The following is a 14,972-nucleotide window of genomic DNA, read 5'->3' on the forward strand; positions in this document are numbered from 1 at the left end:
CGGTGATCAGCCGAGGCTGACGGTCATCTTGCCGCCCGCGGTGCCCGACTCCATCACCTCGTGGGCGTGCACGATCTCGTCGAAGGCGAAGGTGCGCACCGGTTTCGCGTGATAGACGCCCGCCGCGGCCTTGGCGACGAGCTCCGCCAGCGGGACGTCGGAGAGCGGGAACTCCGGGGTGCCGAGGACGAAGCTGCCGAAGAAGGACAGTTGGACTCCGCTGGGCAGGTCGGTGATCGGGTTGAAATCGGCGAGCGGCGCCAGGCCGCCGAGGAATCCGGCCTGACAGACGCGGCCGCGTGGACGCACGGCCGCGACGGAATCGCGCAGGGCGGAGTTGCCGATCAGGTCCAGTAGGGCGTCTACGGCGAGGTCGCGGTCGCGAACCTGGTCGGCGATATTGCCGTCATCGATGAGAACCGTGGTGGCCCCGATCTTTTCGAGCAACGCGGCGTTTGCCTGCGAGCGGGTGGTGGCGATGACCGTGGCCCCGAGGTCGGCGGCGATGTTCACGGCGGCCTGGCCGAGCGCGGAGGTGGCCCCACGCACCAGGACCGTTGCGCCGGACGTGACGGCGAGATTGTCGTGCAGTGTGGTCCAGGCGGTGGCGTAGACCTCGGGGACGGCCGCGAGATCGGCCCAGGCCGAACCGGTTTCGACCGGCACCACATTGCTCGCGGGGATGGTGACCAGTTCGGCATAGGCACCGTTTCGGGTGCGGCCCATCCCGCCCATGATGGCCACCACCGGGGTGCCCGGGGCGAGCCGACCCGAGGGGTCCGCGGCCACGATGCCTGCGGCCTCGATGCCGGTCACCTGGGCCACGTCGCCCCACTGGCCGGATCGCATGTAGGTCTCGGCGTGGTTGAGCCCGAAAGCCTTGACCTCGACCAGGATTTCACCCTCGGCCGGGATCGGGTCGGGGAGTTCGGTAATGGTGAGCACCTCGGGTGCACCGTAGCGGGAGATGATGATGGCCTTCATGACGGACTCGCATTCTTGAGTGAGTGTTCAAATATTGATGAGAAAGTTGGGCCGCCCGTATCGGACGGCCCGGCAACGGTTTTCGTTGCGTCAGGGAGGCGTCAGCCCGGCGAACGCGGTGTCGACGATCGCACGCAACACCGCTTCATCCGGATTCGCCTTGCCGACCACCATCAGCCCCTGGGAAGTGGCCACCAGCCCCTTCGCCACCGCCTCCGGATCGGTACCCGAGCGGATTTCCTTGCGCCGCAGTGCGTTCCGCAATGCGTCACGCATGCGATCCTCCAGCCGCTGCAGATGTCCGCGCACCACGGCGGCGGCCGCGTCATCGGTGGCGGCGTTCTCGATGGCGGTGTTCACCAGCAGGCAGCCCATCCGGCCCTCGGGCGAGAGCAGATCGGCCACCAGGCCGTCGAAATAGCCGCGCACCTGCGCCACCGAGGCATTCGGATCATCGAGCTCGCCGAGCTTGCTCGGCACGATGAGGTCTGAATACCGTTGCAGCGACGCCAGAAACAAGGCGTGCTTCCCGCCGGGAAAGGCACTGTAGAGGCTGCCGGGTTTCACCCCGGTCGCCTTGACCAGCTCCTCCACCGAGGTCGCGCGATAGCCGCGCTCCCAGAACCGGCGCATGGCGGCCTCCACGACATCGTCGGGTTCGAATTCGCGGGTGCGGGCCATGCGACCAACATACTTGAATGACTCTTCAAGAAACAGTCCCGAATGCTGACGGAAGTGTGACGCCACCTCAGGCGCGCTCGCCCCCGGTCGCCCGATAGGCGGCCGGGGTCATGCCCGACTCGCCCCGGAAAGCGCGGAAGAACTGTCGTTCGGTACTGAATCCGGCGGCGCGGGCGACCGCGGACACCGGCAGATCCGGTCGCGCGGTGAGCAATCGGCGCGCGTGCTCGAGCCGGATCTGCCGCAGCAGCACCGCCGGCCCACCCTCGAACTGTTCGAGCACCCGATACAGCGTCCGCCGCGACACCCCGCAACCCGCCGCGACAGCGTCGACCGTGAGCCCGGCCTCGGTGTGATGGCGACGCAGGAACTCCACCACCTGGCGCACGGTCAGCGTCGGGGCCACCTCCCCCGGCACCGCCCGGCCCGAGGTCAGCGCGATCGCCGAGACCAGCAGGTCCACCGCCGAAAGCGACAGCGCCGCAGCCTGTTCCGGTTCCTTGTTCTGCAGATCCGCCAATTCCAGCAGGAATCTCGACACCATGCCCGCGGGGCTGTCGCGCGTGATGACGGAGGCGACCGGTATCTCGCGTGACGTGAGGCCCGCCCGTTCCCGCAACCGGCTCAACGGCGCCTGGACGACGGCCATCTCCCAATCGTCGTCGAATTCCCAGCGATACGGCCGGGTGCTGTCGTAGAACACCATCTCCCCCGCGCCTATCTCCGCCACCCGGTCGTCCTGATACAGCCGCCCCCGGCCGCTGAGCTGAATGCTGGCGAGCAGGATCTCGTCGTCGGTGCGCGCGATCAGCGACTTGGTGCGGTCGACCCGCTGACCGCTGGACCCGATCGTCGACAGATCCACATCGCGATACTGCCCCCACACGAGCCAGCCCCGGAACTGCTCCGACCCCCTCGGCGACACCGCGAGCGGCACATACGCCTCACTCAGCCCGGCCTCCCACTGTTCGAACAGCTGCCCCGGCCGTTCTCCCGCCCCGGCCCCGATCTCGATGCGCCGAACGCCCGCCAACCCAACCACTCCGAACTCAACCGATCCACCAACCACAATGCGAATTCCGCCCCGGCCCGCGCACGCCGCCGGCCGGGCAACCACAACCCTCACTACGAAACGCAGCCACCGTCCCCGTGAACACCGTCCCCGCGATCACCGTCGGCGGCCACCACACCCACCATGATCAGCGCGAATACGAGGGGAGCGGACATCCCAGGAACCTATCAACCCCGGGCCCGCCTCACGCGGCGGCATCCTCGGAGGTGGTCGAGTGCTCGACGGTTTGCCGGGTGGCGGCCTGGGCCAGGGCCGCCCAGGCCCGGGCCTGCTGGGCGGCCAATTCGGCGATCGTCGCGGCATGCTCGGGCGGTAGGTCGTCGAGCAGGTCCGTCCAGCCGAGCGGGTCCGAGGGGATGGTGTCGAGCAGTCGCTGCAGTCGTCTTCCGGATGCGGTGCGGTGCAGGGCGGGGTCGGTGCGCAGGGCACGCAGCGCACGGGTCAACCGCGACGGATCGGAGCCGGCGCGGGCGGCGGGATGCTGGTCACGCAGGCGATCGCCGCGACAGTGGCCCGCGAGCGGCTGGGTCGCGGGACGCGTGCTCGCCCGGGAATGGTGGGCGGTCCGCTTGCGGATGAGTGCGATCGTGCGTTCTGGCAGGCCCAGTTCCTCGGCCAGCCGCCGGTTGGACCAGTCGGGGAAGTAGGACAGCGCCCGGCCGGCGGCGGCCTTGCGGTCGGCGGCGGAGAAGGGCAGTCCGTGAGTGCTGTTGAGCCGGATGGCCAGCAACAGTGCTTGCCCCTCGTCACCGTCGAAATAGACCGCGTCGATCCACTGCGCGCCGCTGAACAGCGCCGCCCGCACGCGGTGCGCGCCATCGATGACGGTCATGTGGGATCGATGCACGATGATCGGCGGCAGCGTCGCCGCCACCTCCGACAGGGCGGTGACATGACGTGAGTTCTCGCCGGATTGCCGGATCGAGTCGCCTATCCGCACGCGGTGCAGGGGAATTCGCACGATCTCCGACGGACCGGGTTCCAGCAGAGGCGAATTCGCGTCCGGGCCGGGTCGGGTGGCGATCTCGCCCGATCGCAGCACTCGGGAGAGGATCCACTGCCGGATACTGCCGCGCCCGCGAATCCGCCACGCCTGCTTCGGTGCACGCACGCTACCCTCCCAACGCCGAGCAGCCCCGGCTCCCGGGAGCATGCGGCGACAGATCTTCCGGGCAGGGCCTACCAACGACGCGCCAGGCGGCGTCACGGGGAGCGCCGACAAGATTCCCGCTCGCGCGGGTGCGTGTACGCGGCAGTGTAATGAGCGACACAGGCGCGACTCAATCGAGCAAATCTCGTGCCTGCCTGCATATTTGCGGGCGGACCGGGCTGACCTGGCATGGACGGCCGCCGCCCACCGCGGCACTGTTACATACACAACAAACATTGCCGCCGGTCTGTTTGCTGGCGGTCGAACGACCTACTCCGGCAGCGTATCCCGGACGGTGACCAAGGCGGCCGTGGTGTGCTGGTCCAACGCCATCAGCACAGCCCTGGCCTGCACCGTCCTCCAGCCGCCGTCGAGCGCGCGGACCCGCAACTGCCCGGAGGTGTGGGAGTGCGCCAGATCGCGGCTCATGGCCTTCGCGGTCCCCATATCGTCGGGATGAATCTGCGGCTCCGGTTCTCCGCTCAGCGACTGCCAGGCGACACCCGGCATGGCCGGACCCATCCAGCGCAGCAGCCGTAGCGTGCGCAGATCGACGATGGCCCGGAAGTCACCCGCGGCCGCGGCGGCGTCGAGCACCCGATGCTCGAGGATCACCGGCGGCGGCGCGGCACGCACGTCCGTGGCGTCGCCGATATCGTGGGTGACCCCGCGCAGATAGACCTCGGATCGGCCTGCGGCGGTGCGCTCTTCGAGCATCCGGCAGGAGAAGTGCGCGGCGCGTAGCGCACCGTCGTCGCGGCGCACGGTCCACACCGCCTGATGCTCGGTGCCCGGCGCGGACCGGACCACCTTGGCCAGTGCGTCGGATTCGTCGCTGTTGGTGATGACGCGGGTGAACACCCCGGCGATGGCGTGCTCACGCTCCCGATGCTCCGGTGCCACACCGTAGAGATCGAGCAGGTCGTCCGAGCGGGTGGACTTCGAGATCGACAGGTTGAAGTACCACGCCCCCACGGGATCTCGCGGCGGCACCTCCTCGTGGTCCGGGCCCGACCACACCAGGACGGAGTGCATGCGGTCCGCGGTGATCAGTTGCGGCACCGTCAGGGTTCGGCGGCCCGCACCGGTGATCTCCACCGGGGCAAGTGTTTCCGCGGTCTGCGCCACCGCGCCACGGATGGACGCCAATGTCTCACGCTGCCTGAAGATCTGCGTCAGCGGCACGAACTTCCGCGGGGCGCTCCCCAGCCCGATCACGGTCGGCTCACCACCACCGAAGGTCTCGATCAACAGCCATCGCGTCCCGGGCATCGCGTCGCCCCCTCCTCATCCCCTGACCACCAGCCGAATCAGCTTCTCGTACTGGCCGCCCGCGATCCGCGCGGCGATATCGGCCAGAATCGCGTCGGGTCCAATCAGTACACGACTGCGCCCCCGCGCGACACCATTCAGAATCACCCGGGCGGCCGCCCCCGGATCCGTCCGCGCCACCACGCTGTCGAACCGCCGCGCCGCCCGCTCCGCGTCCACCCCCGCCGCCGCCAACGCCGACCACGCGATCCCGGTCCGCACCCCACCCGGATATACGCAACTGACAGCCACATTCGGCTGTCCCCGCAACTCCGACCGCAACGACTCGCTGAACCCCCGCACCGCGAACTTCGCCGCCGTGTACGGAGCAGCCCCACCCAGCCCGATCAGACCGTATGCCGACGACAGATTCGCGATTCGCCCGGTCGGCGATTTCACCACCTGCGGCAGGAATGCCTTCGTAGTGGCCACCGTCGCACCGAAATTCGCCCGCATCACCACATCGAAGTCACTCGGCTCCGACTCGGTAACCCCGCCGTAGAACAACCTTCCCGCATTATTGATCAGCACATCGGCACCACCCAGCCGACCGGCGACATCATCCGAAACCTCCCGCATCCGAACAACATCGGCCGCGTCCGCAACCAGCTCGAGCGCCTCCCCGCCGATCTGACGGACCATCTTCCCGGTCTCCGCCAATCGCTCGCCGTCGACATCGACCAGCGCCACCGCCGCCCCGGCCTGCCCCAGCAACTTCGCGAGCTCCCGCCCGATCCCGGCCCCCGCGCCGGTGACCACTACGACGCGCCCAGCGTAAAACCCATGATTCATTCCACGAGTCTGCCCACGCGCCTTCACTTCTCGCGACCCGTGGTGACGCGAGGCATCGGCCTCGCGCCACCGATTCTCACCGTGCCATCACCCCAGCAGCTCTCGATCCAGGGTGAAGGCCACCTCGTACAGGCCAGGTTCGGCACGCCCGAATGCCTTGTTACCCTGGATCATTCCCTTCGCCACCAGGTGCTCGATGACGCGGTGGGCGGCATCGAGATCGGTACTCTGCGCGTAGTTCACAACCCGCGTGCCATCAAGGCTGCGATGCAGGCTGGCGGACAGCCAGCCGGGCACCTCGGCGGCAACGTGAGCGGCACCGGCCAGATAGTCGATCAACGGCTGCTGACGACCGGATTCGACCGTGAACACATTGATCTGGGTGACAGTGCCGTCGAGACGGATGATAGGCATTGCGACTCCTCGAATCGATTCGATTACCTGTCGCGGGTTCGCCACCGAGGTGGCGATACGGAGCCTCGCACGGAGGGGGCCGGGCTTACCGATGCCGACCCTGGTCCTTTCGACTTCTCCAGGCTATACCGAATCCGTTGGCGGGCAACGTCATGCGGCTTCCTGCCCGGCCAGAAACGCGCCTCCTACGAAACTGGCGATGATCATCGCCATGGACAGCACCGGCCAGTACCACATCAACCAACCCTTGAAGGTCGAGATCAGCAGCATCACCAACGCTGAGATGAGCGCGAAAGCCGTTCCGCCCCAGGACAACCAGATCCCCCAGTCGACATAGGCGTAGGCGCAGTCGACGCCCGAGCTGCACGAATCGGCGGCGAACGCGAAGAACACGGTGATGTAGGCGGTGAACATGCCGAGCGGAACGGCGAAGGCGTAGAGCACCCATCCGAGTACGACATCCCAGGTGCGAAGGCTCCGTTGCGGAGCAGGCCAGGTGGCGACAGCCAGAGAATCGGTCATGCGCGGAATGCTGCCGACCGGCCGCAGCCACAGACACCGCAGAACTACTCACCCCACGTGAGCAACTCCCCCAACCTATTGCATTAGGGTAGCCTTACTTTACAGTCGAGAGGAGTCGTAGTGCGGATCGTCATTCTGTTCGGATCGGAAATGGGCACGTCAGAGGGTGTTGCCGAGTGCCTGGCCGACGAGCTGTCAGCGCACGACGTATCCGTCCACGACATGTTCGACTTCGACCCCGCCGACCTCGACCCCGCCGACTTCCACATCATCGTCTGCTCCACCTACGGCGACGGCGAACTCCCCACCGGCGCCGAACCCTTCTTCAACCTCCTCCAATCCACCCCACCCAACCTCACCGGCCTACACTTCGCCCTCTTCGGCCTCGGCGACACCATCTACGGCGACTCCTTCAACCGAGGCGGCGAAATAGCCGCCACCCTCCTCACCACCCACGGCGCCACCCAGATAGGCGACCACGCCCGCCACGACGCCTCAACCCCAACCCGAGCCGAAGACATGGCCCGCGAATGGGTGAAGACCCTGCCGATCTCCACACTCGCGGCAGTCGCGAGGTGACCGTGTGCCCGGCCGTCATTCTCGGCATCGATGATCTCCGAGCCCTGCCGCAGACCAGTCGAATCGCCCGCAACAGCCGAGAGGGCATCGCCCTACTCGACGAGTATCGCCACCGCCACATCGACGAACTCTGGCTCGACCACGACCTGGGCGGCGACGACACCATCATGCCCGTTGTGACGGTGCTCGAAGAGGCGGCATTCGACGGCCACCCCTTCGACATCGGCATCATCTACGTGCACAGCGCCAATCCCATTGGCGCCGAAACGGTTGTCCGAGTGCTCAGCCGGTGGGGATACCCCGTACGGCGGGCTGCTGCCCCACTCTGAGGACTTGCGGCGAGATCGCCGCGCGTCGTAGTCATTGCCATTACCTCGGACGTAATCGCTTCTCGTAGAACAGCACTGCAGACTCATCGGTAGATCAACGAGATCGATCGATTCACGAGGAGACCTTCCGATGCCGTACCTCACCGTCGCCGCCGACGTGAACCTCTTCTACAGGGATTGGGGCACCGGCAATCCCGTGGTTTTCCTGCACAGCTGGTCGCTGAGTTCGGCCATGTGGCAGTACGAGATGGTTCGCCTGGCCGAGGCGGGAATGCGGACTGTCGCGTATGACCGGCGCGGACATGGCCGCTCCGAACAGCCCTGGGGCGGATACGATTTCGACACCCTCGCCGACGATCTGCATGCCGTATTGGAGCAGCTGGATCTACGCGAGGTCACGCTGGTCGGGCATTCCACCGGCACCGCCGAAATCGTGCGCTATCTGGCACGCCACGGCTCCGAACGGGTAGCCCGCATCGCGCTGGTCTCTTCGGCGCTGCCGTACATGACCAAGACCGAGGACAATCCGCTCGGCCAGGACCCCGAAAGCTTCGACGCCCTGCGCGCCATGTGGCGCAACGACGTTCCAGGCTGGATCCGCGCCGTCTCCGAACCCTTCTTCGGCGTCGGCCTGCCCGGCAACACCATCTCCCAAGAACTCATCGATTGGACAGTGGCCGACGCCAATTCGGTAGCGACCAACGCGATGCTGGACCTGAGCCACAGCGTCACCGAAACCGACCACCGCGACGACCTGCGCGCCATCGCCGTCCCCACCCTGATCGTCCACGGCGCCGACGACCCCTTCAACCCCCTGAACCTCTGCGGCCAACTCACCGCCGACCTCATCCCGGGCAGCGAATTGAAGGTCTACGAAAACGCCTCACACGGCCTACACCTGACCCATATGGATCAACTCAGCACCGACCTGCTCGAGTTCATCAAGAAATAGCCTCGCCACCCCGAATAGAGAAAGCTTCGCGCGCCGACGATGATTCGCCGGTTGGAGCCACGCCCTTTCAGCCTCGAAGTTTCCCGGGAACGCGAACGGCCGCGCACCTCTGGGATGCGCGGCCGTTTCACCGATCCACTGAAGTGGGATCAGGGAAGGACCTGCGGGACGACGGACGGGTTCGTCGCGCCGACGAGAGCACCGACCAGTCCGCCGGCGAGCGCGCCGGTGGCGCTACCAACGGCCGGCACCGCCGAACCGAGGGCCAATCCCACGAGCGCGCCGCCGGCGGCGCCGTTCAGCACCGGATCCGAGTTCGCCGCAGCGGGGTTCGTGGTGATCGGCTCCAGGTCGATGCCCGACGCCACCGGCTGCGCCTGCGGAGCCTGCGCGACCGGAGCAGCCTGTGCGTTGCCCGCGAACGCAATGGTGGCCGCGACCGGCAGCACGGCCAGCAGACCAGCAGAAAGAACCCGACGCTTCATGAATTTCCTCCACATCCCCGGCATCGATCCGGAATGAACCGAATGCCCATACAAATACGTAGATACTTCGTATCGGATCCGGACTCACTAGATCAACGTCGGATAACGGAGTGTGGCTTGAATCACTGCGCCGGAGCACAGTTCGGTCACCGACGGGGAAATTCACGATTCACGAGCAGTAGCCCAGCACCGGCCGGGGCTACGGATTTCATTGTCGGTAAGGCGATCCCGGTTGCACGGTCCGCAAGGTGACCCGGCTCGGCGCGGCAACGGCGACCCAGTCCAGAGCTGTTCGCCTCTGACTCGAGACGCTGCGGCTTCGAGAGACTGCCCCTCGGATAATCGAGATGCCATGCGGCAGTATTCATCTCGCTGCGATCTCCGACCGGAACGTCAGGCTCACCGAACTCACAGTCCACAGACAGCGCCGACCTCACACCGAGACAGCACCCACCGGACCCCAGCCCACGCAACCGACGAAACCACGACGAGCAGGCAGTGCTCGCAATCATCATGGTGACGCCGTTGGACGACCTGGCCGGAACTCGACGGAACCGGTCGACGAAATGTTCGGCGGTGAATTCTCGGGGGTTCCCTTGGAATGGGGTCCGATCAGGGACTGAACGAATAAAGCCCCTGACCAGATTCCCTGGTCAGGGGCTTATTCAGGCTCCCCCATCTGGACTCGAACCAGAAACCTGCCGATTAACAGTCGGCTGCTCTGCCAATTGAGCTATAGGGGATTGTTTCCCTGGCTGGATCTTCCGAACCGGCCGGGGAAAACTTTAGCGTATCGGTTGTACAGTTCCCAAATCGTGGCCCTACCTGCAGGAATACTGGTGGCTGGGAGACGGGGTGCCGGATCGACAGGTGGGGGTGGGGTCGGGCAGGATGTGGGGGCGGAATGGTCTATGGGAGGAGCTTCTCGGGATGCTGCGGTTGATCATCGGTGTGGCGGCTGGGTACGTGCTGGGCGCTAAGGCCGGGCGGGCTCGTTATGAACAGATCAGTAAGACGACCCGCGCGATCAGCGAGAGCCCCGTCACACGGAAGGTCGTGATGATCGGGCGGCAGAAGCTCTCGGACAAGCTGAGCACCCAGCCGAAGCTGGAACCCATGGTGCCGATCGACGAGCGCACCACCATCCTCGTGCCGCAGGACCAACTGCGACGCTAGGGGATTGGGGCTTCGCGCCCCCGTTGATGCTCCTATCAGCGGTCGGAGGACAATCCGTTAGGTGCAGACCGACAAGTCGAACGCGCTGTTGGCCGACCTGGACGATGCGTTCGCCCAGGTCCCGCGCCCTCAGTCCATCGACGGCTGCTCATGCTGCGTCGACGAGGAAGAGATCGCGACCCTTCTGCGCACCCCGCGCGAGCAGCTCAACGCCGGACAACTCTGGAGCTACGCCCAAAATGCCACGCTGACCTGCGGCTCCGAGCTCGACTTCCGCTACTTTCTGCCGCGCATGATCCGGCTGTCGCTGGCCGATCAGCATCCGATGCCCTGCATCGAAATCATCTTCAGCCACATCGGAAACCTGCCGTGGCAAGCCTGGCCGGAGGCCCACGCGCTACACGAATTCTTCGACGCACTCTGGTGCGATGTGCTCACGAACCATCCGCCGATGCTCAACACCGATGACCTGCTATGTTCGCTCTCCCTCGCCGAAGGTTCCGTGGCGCATCGTCTTTCGTCGTGGTCGCAGCTCGACACGCCTGCCGCGATCCGCAACCTGGCCGACTTCGTCGACGGTGTCAACTGCGGCGTTGAACTGAACAGCGGTCGACTCATCCCAAGCAACGCCTTCTGGGACAAAGACTCCGAGGCTCGATACGAACTGATCACCTGGCTCAACGACGGCCCAGCCGCCGAGGCCACCGCGCTGGCGGTCACCCGCACCGACGACCCCGAACTACTGCGGCTTCTCGGCGCCATCACCACCCGCCTTCGCACCGGGTGACATGCAGCCCTGCGTGCCGACAGCGATCATGTCTGTCGGCGCACACGGGGTTTCGATTATTCGTCGGTTGAGGCCGGTGCCCGGAAGACCGCGTAGTCGTGGGTCGTCGACAACCGAGGGTTCTCGATCGCCGAGGCGGGGTTGTCGGTCGACGGGTTCGACCAGACAGGCGTGTACTGCCGATGGTCCAGATCTTCGCTCATGTTTTCGATCATGCCCGATTAGTCGTCGCCACGGGTCCGGCCACGCCAGATAGACCCACCCTCGACGCGGTCAGCAGCAAGAGCGGACGGTCAATCTCGGGAAGTTGGCGCCGGTGGCTCACTGATCGGCGAGGGCTGCAACGGCACGGTGACGGCCGGCAGCGGCATCACTGGTGCGTTGTCGACTCTGTTCGGCTCCCAGCGCAGCAAGAACGCGACGATTGCCGACAGAACCAACAGAACCGCGGCGATCAAACGCAGGATCCTCCAGCGCAGACTGTGGAAATGCTCTCTCAGCGTTGCGGTTTCGGTAACCACGCCCCTCCCCTCCCGAATGCCTCCGCTGATCGGATCGGTCGAAAGCGTGCCCTCCGTTACCTGCGCAGTCACAGATCCGGGAACGTAGCGCTGCTACGCTCCGGCGCGTGGTGAGGGTGGAGGTGACGGACCGGGCGCTTGCCCTGCCGGCCGAGGCGGATCAGTTCGTTGCCGACGATGCAGTCGACATCGCCTTCTGCGGAACCGCTTCGGCGGCTTTCCTGTGATGCCGGCGAAGGGCTTGCGTGGGCGGGTGATCAAACGGTCGCTGATCTATTCCGCGGCTGCCCCCGAGTTGTTGGCACAGGAGCGGGCGACGATCATCGTGCACCGCGAGGCGGGTGGATGGCAGATGCGCTACAACGCCTACGGCGTCGTGGTGGACGGGCACGAAGTCGCGAGGTTGCGTAGAGGCAGGACCATCGAGATCTCGGTGCTGCCCGGCACTCATCGGGTCGAGCTGACAATCGAACTGACGCGAGCCAGCCCCACTCGGGAAGTCACGTTGTCCCCGGGTCGGCGGTGCCGTCTGGTGAATACCCCGAAATCGTATCTGCAGGCCCTGTCGACGGCGCGGACCACAGAGTTCCTCACCCTGGATGTGGAGCCGAACTCGGGGAGCTTCACGACCTAACCGACGACGACCTGCGCCAAGCCAATCGAGAAGCCTTGTATGCCAACGGATACTGATCTGCCGCCTGCTCGCCGGGCCAGTTTCCGCTCGGTAGTGGTCAGTATCGGTCGGGCTCGGTTGCGGAGAGGTCCTGGAGGCCGATGACGTGGGCCAGTGCCAGTCGCTGGGCGTCGTCGCTGTTCGGCTCGGCGGTGAACAGGGCTACTCGTAAGTCGCCGCTGTGGATGGTCAGGATGTCGTAGTCCAAATGAATCGGCCCGACCTGTGGGTGGACGATCACCGCGCGAGGGACCGATGGCATGGTCGGTGGGGTGGCGTCCCAGGCTTGGACGAAACAGGTGCTGGCCGAGCGTAAGTCCGCGATCAGCTTGGTCAGTTCACGGTCGGCCGGATAGCGGGTGGCGGCTGCACGCAGGTCGGCCACCAGGGAGGCGCGGAAGCGCTTGTTTTCTTCCGGGTCGATGACGCAGTCGTTCATTCCGAGGAACTCGCGCCACGCCAAATTGCGCTCGTGACCGCGTTGCGCATTCGGGTCGTAAAACAGTGTGGCCCAAGAGGAGTTCGCGGCGAGCTGCGTCCACGCCGCGGTGAAGACACCGACCGGGCCGGTGTCGAGCCGGTCGAGTAGCCGGCGGGCGCCGGGGCCGAGGTGGGTCGGTACGCAGCCTTCACCGGCCGGTGCGTAGCCGGCCACTATGCACAGGTGCTCGTATTCTGCGCGTGACAACCGCAAGCCTCGGCTCAGCGCATCGAGAACCGCTATCGACGGCCGCGCCCTGCCCTGTTCGAGTCGCTTGATGTAGTCGGCGGAAACTCCTGCCAGCCCGCCCAATTCCTCACGCCGCAAACCCGGAGTTCGCCGTCGGAGCGTGGATCCGGGAATTCCAACCAGGGCAGGTGACACTCGCTCTCGCCAGTCGCGGAGCAAGCGCCCGAGATCGCCGTGTGGTGCACTCACCTGATCGACGGTAACCAACGAACAGGCGGCAAGCCTGGGCCGATCTGTCCCAGGCTCGCCGCCCGTCGATGAGCGAAGCTCGCCGTCTGCTCAGAGATCAGTACTGAACGCCGTGGGCTGCTACGTGCTCGGCCCTGTGGGGAGCGGTGTTGCGGTGAACAGGTTGTCGGGGTCGAGGCGATTCTTGACCGCGAGGAGGCGGGCGCTGTGGGAGCCGTAGGCGTCGGCGGCCTGGTGCTCGTCATCGGGACCGAGGAGATTGGGGTAGCCGCCCGGTAATGCGTGCTGGGCCAGCACGGAGCCGGCCTTCTTGGGCCAGCTGACCGAAAGCGGGTCCGCGTCCGGGGCGCCGATTTCGATGAGTTCGACCATGAAGTGGTCTCGGCGTTGTCCGAAGGCGCTGCTGTCCGAGGAGATTCGGTTGGCGGCGCCATGGAAGTGGTGGATGTTGACGAATGCCGACGGGGAGGTGCGTGCGTCGTAGGCCTCGATCAGAGCCGACACGACCTCGGGTGTGAACGCGGCGACGTTACGGGTGCGGATCGCGTATCGGGCTCCGTCGGGGAACGCGCCGTCGAACTCGCGCAGTTTCGCCAGCGGCGATTTCGCAGTGACCGCAGCGGTCAGCGGCGAGCCGAGTGCGGCGAATCCGCTGAGCGCTGCCGCTCCATCGGCGGGGATTCCCGACCAGGTCGGGGCGATCGTGATCATCGGGTTGCCGTCGGGGTCGGCGACGAAGGCGATGACGGAAGTGAGTGCGTCGGAGGCCTTTTCGAGGAGCTCGCCGTAACCGCGCAGCACCTGTTCGGCCTGTTCCCACGGGAACGCGAACGACCCGGCCAGCACCTCGGTCAGCGGATGAAGGGCCACGTCGGCGGAGGTGACCACGCCGAAGTTGCCGCCCCCGCCGCGCAGCGCCCACAACAATTCGGGATCCGCACCGTCGTCATGGCCCGCGCGGACCACGCGTCCGTCGGCGAGCACGACTTCGGCGGCCAGCAAGTTGTCGGCGGCGAGACCGAAGCGTCCGCTGAGCGGACCGTAGCCGCCACCGAGCGACAGCCCGAGCATGCCCACGGTGCCGACCGTTCCGGTCGCCACGGCGAGTCCGTGGCGGTCCGCTGCCTCGGCGACATCGGCGGAGGTGGCGCCCCCGGCCACGGTGGCGACATGGTCGCGTACCGAGACCTGCCGCATCCGAGTGAGATCGATGACCAGGCCGCCGGCCCGGATCGCGCGCCCCGCCCAATCGTGGCCGCCGCCGCGGACCGACAGCCCCAGCCCGCTCTCGTGTGCCGCGCGGACCGCATGCTGCACGTCCGAGGTGGTCTCGCAACGCACAATCAGCGCAGGACGATTGGTCACCGCGCCGTTCCACACGCTGGCCGCGGCGTCCAATTCAGGTCCTGCGGTGATCACGCGCTGCGGGTCGACCGCTGGGGCGGATGTCTCGAGCGCAGCGATCGCGCGGTCGAAGCCGATGGGTGTGGCCATGATGATCCTTTCGGCACCACGAGCGGCGCTCAGAAGAACTGGACGAGAACACACTTGGGCGGGCTCGCAATCGAAGAAGCTCGAAAACCCCTGTTGTCAGCGGGATCGGCTAGGAAGTCGCACACGCTCGG

The 14,972-nt window shown here is 66.3% G+C and carries 19 protein-coding genes and 1 tRNA gene; 6 read left to right on the plus strand and 14 right to left on the minus strand.

Features of this window, described 5'->3' with window-relative positions; genetic code table 11:
• Nucleotides 1-6 precede the first annotated feature (6 nt).
• The 8 genes from ACFXHA_RS39625 to ACFXHA_RS39660 all read right to left on the minus strand — a co-directional run bounded on the left by ACFXHA_RS39625 (nucleotide 7) and on the right by ACFXHA_RS39660 (nucleotide 6,926).
• The gene (locus ACFXHA_RS39625) at nucleotides 7-984 is read right to left on the minus strand and encodes a zinc-binding dehydrogenase (protein ID WP_379365563.1); all 978 of its coding nucleotides are present in this window, start codon (nucleotides 982-984) and stop codon (nucleotides 7-9) included.
• 90 nt (nucleotides 985-1,074) lie between these two features.
• Nucleotides 1,075-1,665 (minus strand): TetR/AcrR family transcriptional regulator, encoded by a 591-nt coding sequence (locus ACFXHA_RS39630; RefSeq protein WP_379365564.1) that lies wholly within the window; start codon nucleotides 1,663-1,665, stop codon nucleotides 1,075-1,077.
• 67 nt (nucleotides 1,666-1,732) lie between these two features.
• Nucleotides 1,733-2,698 carry a helix-turn-helix domain-containing protein gene (locus ACFXHA_RS39635; protein WP_379365566.1) on the minus strand — a complete coding sequence of 322 codons (966 nt, stop codon included), beginning with the start codon at nucleotides 2,696-2,698 and terminating at the stop codon, nucleotides 1,733-1,735.
• Between the two features lie 223 nt (nucleotides 2,699-2,921).
• Nucleotides 2,922-3,848 (minus strand): ParB N-terminal domain-containing protein, encoded by a 927-nt coding sequence (locus ACFXHA_RS39640; RefSeq protein ID WP_379365567.1) that lies wholly within the window; start codon nucleotides 3,846-3,848, stop codon nucleotides 2,922-2,924.
• A 309-nt stretch (nucleotides 3,849-4,157) separates the two neighbouring features.
• Nucleotides 4,158-5,159 (minus strand): GAF domain-containing protein, encoded by a 1,002-nt coding sequence (locus tag ACFXHA_RS39645; protein WP_379365569.1) that lies wholly within the window; start codon nucleotides 5,157-5,159, stop codon nucleotides 4,158-4,160.
• A 15-nt stretch (nucleotides 5,160-5,174) separates the two neighbouring features.
• A complete protein-coding gene (locus tag ACFXHA_RS39650; RefSeq protein WP_379365570.1) occupies nucleotides 5,175-5,990 on the minus strand; it encodes an SDR family NAD(P)-dependent oxidoreductase in 816 nt (271 codons plus the stop codon).
• Nucleotides 5,991-6,077: 87 nt separating this feature from the next.
• Nucleotides 6,078-6,404, minus strand: a complete 327-nt coding sequence (locus ACFXHA_RS39655) for an antibiotic biosynthesis monooxygenase family protein (RefSeq protein WP_379365572.1) — start codon at nucleotides 6,402-6,404, stop codon at nucleotides 6,078-6,080.
• A gap of 150 nt (nucleotides 6,405-6,554) precedes the next feature.
• The gene (locus ACFXHA_RS39660; protein ID WP_379365574.1) at nucleotides 6,555-6,926 is read right to left on the minus strand and encodes a hypothetical protein; all 372 of its coding nucleotides are present in this window, start codon (nucleotides 6,924-6,926) and stop codon (nucleotides 6,555-6,557) included.
• Nucleotides 6,927-7,046: 120 nt separating this feature from the next.
• Between ACFXHA_RS39660 and ACFXHA_RS39665 the strand changes: the two genes are divergently transcribed.
• The 3 genes from ACFXHA_RS39665 (at nucleotide 7,047) to ACFXHA_RS39675 (ending at nucleotide 8,786) form a co-directional block, all read left to right on the plus strand.
• Complete coding sequence (locus ACFXHA_RS39665; RefSeq protein ID WP_379365576.1) at nucleotides 7,047-7,505, plus strand: flavodoxin domain-containing protein; 459 nt, start codon at nucleotides 7,047-7,049, stop codon at nucleotides 7,503-7,505.
• Nucleotides 7,502-7,834, plus strand: a complete 333-nt coding sequence (locus ACFXHA_RS39670; RefSeq protein ID WP_379365578.1) for a cyclic-phosphate processing receiver domain-containing protein — start codon at nucleotides 7,502-7,504, stop codon at nucleotides 7,832-7,834. The genes ACFXHA_RS39665 and ACFXHA_RS39670 overlap by 4 nt, the downstream gene beginning before the upstream one ends.
• 130 nt (nucleotides 7,835-7,964) lie before the next feature.
• A complete protein-coding gene (locus ACFXHA_RS39675) occupies nucleotides 7,965-8,786 on the plus strand; it encodes an alpha/beta fold hydrolase (protein WP_379365579.1) in 822 nt (273 codons plus the stop codon).
• 149 nt (nucleotides 8,787-8,935) lie between these two features.
• Here ACFXHA_RS39675 and ACFXHA_RS39680 read toward each other — a convergent pair whose 3' ends face one another.
• Nucleotides 8,936-9,271 (minus strand): glycine zipper domain-containing protein, encoded by a 336-nt coding sequence (locus ACFXHA_RS39680; RefSeq protein ID WP_379365581.1) that lies wholly within the window; start codon nucleotides 9,269-9,271, stop codon nucleotides 8,936-8,938.
• Between the two features lie 670 nt (nucleotides 9,272-9,941).
• Nucleotides 9,942-10,014, minus strand: a tRNA-Asn gene (locus ACFXHA_RS39685).
• A 187-nt stretch (nucleotides 10,015-10,201) separates the two neighbouring features.
• Here ACFXHA_RS39685 and ACFXHA_RS39690 point away from each other — a divergent pair.
• Both ACFXHA_RS39690 and ACFXHA_RS39695 read left to right on the plus strand, forming a co-directional pair.
• On the plus strand, nucleotides 10,202-10,447 hold the full coding sequence (locus ACFXHA_RS39690) for a hypothetical protein (RefSeq protein ID WP_379365582.1): 246 nt from the start codon (nucleotides 10,202-10,204) through the stop codon (nucleotides 10,445-10,447).
• A gap of 61 nt (nucleotides 10,448-10,508) precedes the next feature.
• Entirely contained in the window at nucleotides 10,509-11,234 is a 726-nt protein-coding gene (locus ACFXHA_RS39695; RefSeq protein ID WP_379365584.1) for a hypothetical protein, read from the plus strand.
• Between the two features lie 56 nt (nucleotides 11,235-11,290).
• Here the strand turns inward: ACFXHA_RS39695 and ACFXHA_RS39700 are convergent, their stop codons facing one another.
• Nucleotides 11,291-11,437: a hypothetical protein gene (locus tag ACFXHA_RS39700; RefSeq protein ID WP_379365586.1), complete on the minus strand. Its 147-nt coding sequence runs from the start codon at nucleotides 11,435-11,437 to the stop codon at nucleotides 11,291-11,293.
• Between the two features lie 90 nt (nucleotides 11,438-11,527).
• Nucleotides 11,528-11,755, minus strand: coding sequence for a hypothetical protein (locus ACFXHA_RS39705; RefSeq protein WP_379365587.1), 228 nt, complete (start codon nucleotides 11,753-11,755; stop codon nucleotides 11,528-11,530).
• Between the two features lie 253 nt (nucleotides 11,756-12,008).
• Here ACFXHA_RS39705 and ACFXHA_RS39710 point away from each other — a divergent pair, with 253 nt between their 5' ends.
• On the plus strand, nucleotides 12,009-12,389 hold the full coding sequence (locus ACFXHA_RS39710; protein WP_379365589.1) for a hypothetical protein: 381 nt from the start codon (nucleotides 12,009-12,011) through the stop codon (nucleotides 12,387-12,389).
• A 97-nt stretch (nucleotides 12,390-12,486) separates the two neighbouring features.
• Here the strand turns inward: ACFXHA_RS39710 and ACFXHA_RS39715 are convergent, their stop codons facing one another.
• Both ACFXHA_RS39715 and ACFXHA_RS39720 read right to left on the minus strand, forming a co-directional pair.
• On the minus strand, nucleotides 12,487-13,347 hold the full coding sequence (locus tag ACFXHA_RS39715; protein WP_379365591.1) for a helix-turn-helix domain-containing protein: 861 nt from the start codon (nucleotides 13,345-13,347) through the stop codon (nucleotides 12,487-12,489).
• A gap of 120 nt (nucleotides 13,348-13,467) precedes the next feature.
• On the minus strand, nucleotides 13,468-14,841 hold the full coding sequence (locus tag ACFXHA_RS39720; RefSeq protein ID WP_379365593.1) for an FAD-binding oxidoreductase: 1,374 nt from the start codon (nucleotides 14,839-14,841) through the stop codon (nucleotides 13,468-13,470).
• Between the last annotated feature and the right edge of the window lie 131 nt (nucleotides 14,842-14,972).

This window comes from Nocardia sp. NPDC059240 (assembly GCF_042753865.1).
Classification (GTDB): Bacteria; Actinomycetota; Actinomycetes; order Mycobacteriales; family Mycobacteriaceae; genus Nocardia.

Coding starts and splice junctions, on each gene's coding strand:
- ACFXHA_RS39700 (WP_379365586.1), bottom strand. CDS start 11,437: ATGAGCGAAGATCTGGACCATCGGCAGTACACGCCTGTCTGGTCGAAC.
- ACFXHA_RS39690 (WP_379365582.1), top strand. CDS start 10,202: ATGCTGCGGTTGATCATCGGTGTGGCGGCTGGGTACGTGCTGGGCGCT.
- ACFXHA_RS39625 (WP_379365563.1), bottom strand. CDS start 984: ATGAAGGCCATCATCATCTCCCGCTACGGTGCACCCGAGGTGCTCACC.
- ACFXHA_RS39720 (WP_379365593.1), bottom strand. CDS start 14,841: ATGGCCACACCCATCGGCTTCGACCGCGCGATCGCTGCGCTCGAGACA.
- ACFXHA_RS39630 (WP_379365564.1), bottom strand. CDS start 1,665: ATGGCCCGCACCCGCGAATTCGAACCCGACGATGTCGTGGAGGCCGCC.
- ACFXHA_RS39650 (WP_379365570.1), bottom strand. CDS start 5,990: ATGAATCATGGGTTTTACGCTGGGCGCGTCGTAGTGGTCACCGGCGCG.
- ACFXHA_RS39655 (WP_379365572.1), bottom strand. CDS start 6,404: ATGCCTATCATCCGTCTCGACGGCACTGTCACCCAGATCAATGTGTTC.
- ACFXHA_RS39675 (WP_379365579.1), top strand. CDS start 7,965: ATGCCGTACCTCACCGTCGCCGCCGACGTGAACCTCTTCTACAGGGAT.
- ACFXHA_RS39660 (WP_379365574.1), bottom strand. CDS start 6,926: ATGACCGATTCTCTGGCTGTCGCCACCTGGCCTGCTCCGCAACGGAGC.
- ACFXHA_RS39645 (WP_379365569.1), bottom strand. CDS start 5,159: ATGCCCGGGACGCGATGGCTGTTGATCGAGACCTTCGGTGGTGGTGAG.
- ACFXHA_RS39680 (WP_379365581.1), bottom strand. CDS start 9,271: ATGAAGCGTCGGGTTCTTTCTGCTGGTCTGCTGGCCGTGCTGCCGGTC.